This window comes from Deinococcus metalli, from assembly GCF_014201805.1.
GTDB lineage: Bacteria > Deinococcota > Deinococci > Deinococcales > Deinococcaceae > Deinococcus > Deinococcus metalli.
Window position 1 is genome coordinate 1 of the sequence record NZ_JACHFK010000031.1, and the last position, 2,198, is coordinate 2,198.

4 protein-coding genes are annotated in these 2,198 nt (G+C 66.4%); 3 read left to right on the plus strand and 1 reads right to left on the minus strand.

Translation table 11 applies throughout. The features are described from left to right. Window positions 1-142: 142 nt before the first annotated feature. Window positions 143-658 (plus strand): hypothetical protein, encoded by a 516-nt coding sequence (locus tag HNQ07_RS23735; RefSeq protein WP_184116508.1) that lies wholly within the window; start codon window positions 143-145, stop codon window positions 656-658. 103 nt (window positions 659-761) lie between these two features. Next, window positions 762-1,220 carry a response regulator gene (locus HNQ07_RS23740; RefSeq protein ID WP_184116510.1) on the plus strand — a complete coding sequence of 153 codons (459 nt, stop codon included), beginning with the start codon at window positions 762-764 and terminating at the stop codon, window positions 1,218-1,220. A gap of 38 nt (window positions 1,221-1,258) precedes the next feature. Here the strand turns inward: HNQ07_RS23740 and HNQ07_RS23745 are convergent, their stop codons facing one another. Next, window positions 1,259-1,789 (minus strand): TetR/AcrR family transcriptional regulator, encoded by a 531-nt coding sequence (locus HNQ07_RS23745; protein WP_184116512.1) that lies wholly within the window; start codon window positions 1,787-1,789, stop codon window positions 1,259-1,261. A gap of 134 nt (window positions 1,790-1,923) precedes the next feature. Between HNQ07_RS23745 and HNQ07_RS23750 the strand changes: the two genes are divergently transcribed. Beyond that, window positions 1,924-2,198 (plus strand): alpha/beta fold hydrolase (locus HNQ07_RS23750; protein WP_184116514.1); only part of this gene is annotated, 275 nt, incomplete at its 3' end.

A 2,198-nucleotide genomic window follows, 5' to 3' on the forward strand; every position in this document is an offset into this window, starting at 1 on the left:
GAACAGCGGCGCGATCAGCGCCCACAGGTCGTCAGGGACGAGGTGTTCGATCACATCTGCAGCCTAACCGCGGCAATTCTGTCCTCAGGCTCTTACGGACGTGGACACCATTTGGGCATCGTCGGACCAGTCATGCTGGGGTATGACCAGCGCGTCGTCCGGCGGAGACGGAACGCTCACCCTGACCGCGACCCTCAACAACGACGGCACCCTGTACCGTGTCGCCCAGGCCCTCTTTGCCTTGACCACCGCGCCGGGCCGCCGGAACCTGCGTCTGGCCCACGGCGAGCGCTGGGTGGTCTACGGCATGACGGCCGCGACCACCCAATACGCGCCGCCGACGTTGAGTTTGGATGCCGGGCTGAGCCACAGCGCGCACCTCCACACCTTCCTCCTGCTGCCCCTGGCCGTGGAGACGCCACACTTCACGATGCGCACCGTTTCGAGAACCACGTACGCTGTCCACCGCGCTCAGCTGCCCGACCTGTTCACGGCCCTTCAGAAGCTCGCGGCCGCACTCGACGTGCAGGATGAAGCGGTCCAGGGTGCGCCATGGTTTCGGCGGTCGCACCGCCGGAAGGCGGCTGCGGACGTGGAAGCAGCCCTGTTGGCGCTTCGGCACGCGGGGACGGCCGTCATGCTCACGCGGCTGGCGTGACCATGCGCCCGCTGGACATCCGGCTGGGATATCGGGATGACAGCGAAAACGGGCGTGTGGTTCCGGTTAATTCCAAATGAAACCAGATCGTAGACTTGGAGGTATGTCGGATGCTTCCCCCGCACGCCCAGACATCACGGCGTGCCGTGTCCTGCGCGTTCTGCTCGTCGACGACAACGCCGCCGACCGGGAGCTCGCCCGCGAAGTCTTCCAGGACCATGGCGTCCGGGTCGGCATCGAGACCTGCGCGTCCGGACGCGCTGCCCTCCACACCCTGCGCCTCCCTGGAGCAGTTCTGCCCGACGTCATCCTGCTGGACCTGAACATGCCCGGCCTGTCCGGCTTCGAGGTCCTCGAAGCGCTGAAAAGCGACCGCCACCTGAGCATGCTTCCCGTCGTCATCCTCACGACCTCCAGTGATGCGCAGGACGTCGAGCGGGCCTACTCGTTGCACGCCGCATCATTCATGACCAAGCAGCTTGACTTCGGCCGCTTCGTGCAACAGGTGGACGCGTTTGTGAACTTCTGGATGCACGTCCGCACCACCCAGTGGTTGAGTTAAGGTCCGCGCTCCTATGACCGCCAGGCCCCGTGTTAGCGTCAGGTCACGGGGCCATTCTTGAGGCGGTCGATCGCGCCCTCGAAGAGCGCCGGATCATCCAGGATGCTCGCCACTGTATGCGCCCCCTGCACCGCCAGGAACAGCGCGTCCGGATCGCTCGCCCCCAGCGCCGCCGTGCGTGCCCCCACCGCTGCCCGGTACCGCCCCACGATCTCCGCCGCCCGGATGGCCGCCGGGTCCCCCACGGCACGCAGTTCGGTGGCGAGACTCCCGAAGGGACAGCTGAGCGAGTCGCGCTCCTGGCTCGTCTCGACGAGCCAGTCGAGGTAGGCCGCCAGCCACGCCACCGGTTCCAGCGGCTCCAGGCGCTCGAGCAAGGTCTGGAGTTCCCGTTCGCATTCGTCCAGCACGGACAGGATCAACTCGTCCCGCGACTTGAAGTAGTAATAGAGGTTCCCGAGCGGCAGGCCCGCGGCCTCGGCGACATCTTTAAGGGTCGTGCGGGAGATCGAGTGGCTGCGGAAGCGCCGTAGGGTGGCCCGGATGATCTCGTCTCGTTTCCCTGCCATGCGCCGCCCTCCTGGCGGCCAAGATGCCATGAAGTCCCGCTGACCCACTGAGGCCGTGCTCCCACTACGGTAAGTCAGAAGCTTGACTGAGTCCGGGCAAACGCCAGGGTCAATCCGCTTGTACAGGAGGTCGTATGAAGCAGTACAGAATGTTGGCTCTGGTGGCTGGCCTGGCTGCCGGCAGTGCGCACGCCGGCGGCGCCGGCATGCCCATGCAGCAGGGCATGCTTAACGTCAACGGCGCCCAGATTCACTACGTCTCCGAAGGCACCGGCACGCCCATCCTGCTGCTGCACGGCTACCCGCTCAGCGGGGAACTGTTCGCCCGCAACCGCGACGCCCTCACGGCCGCCGGGTACCGCGTGATCACCATCGACCACCGCGGGTACGGCCAGAGTGTCGCGCCCGC

Excerpts from the sequence above, each read along its gene's own strand:
- HNQ07_RS23735 (WP_184116508.1), top strand. The coding sequence starts at position 143 with ATGACCAGCGCGTCGTCCGGCGGAGACGGAACGCTCACCCTGACCGCG.
- HNQ07_RS23740 (WP_184116510.1), top strand. The coding sequence starts at position 762 with ATGTCGGATGCTTCCCCCGCACGCCCAGACATCACGGCGTGCCGTGTC.
- HNQ07_RS23745 (WP_184116512.1), bottom strand. The coding sequence starts at position 1,789 with ATGGCAGGGAAACGAGACGAGATCATCCGGGCCACCCTACGGCGCTTC.